Raw genomic sequence first — 273 nt, 5'->3', positions numbered from 1 at the left:
ACCCACAGTGGTCGAAGTGGTAGACGACTACATGATGATTGCCTGATATTCGAGCGTCGAGGTCGATCCCGTGATTTTCTGGTTGGCGAGTCTGGTTGGATTGGCGATCGCCTATCTCTTCGGTTCCATCCCCACGGGCTATCTGGCAGGGAGATTGCTGAAGGGCATCGATATCCGAGAGCATGGCTCTAAATCCACTGGAGCAACGAACGTGTTGCGAACCCTGGGGAAATGGCCTGCGTTGGCGGTGCTCCTGATGGATGTGCTGAAAGG

At 54.9% G+C, this 273-nt stretch carries 1 protein-coding gene; it reads left to right on the top strand.

The genetic code is table 11. The features are described from left to right. Window positions 1-70 precede the first annotated feature (70 nt). The coding region (locus tag ACPYOG_RS19535) for a glycerol-3-phosphate acyltransferase (protein WP_481295783.1) at window positions 71-273 on the top strand (203 nt) is incomplete at its 3' end.

The sequence above is a fragment of the Leifsonia sp. HAY1-4F genome, from assembly GCF_056755275.1.
The sequence above is the reverse complement of the archived record's forward strand: the minus strand, read 5'-3'. Positions and strand labels throughout refer to the sequence as shown.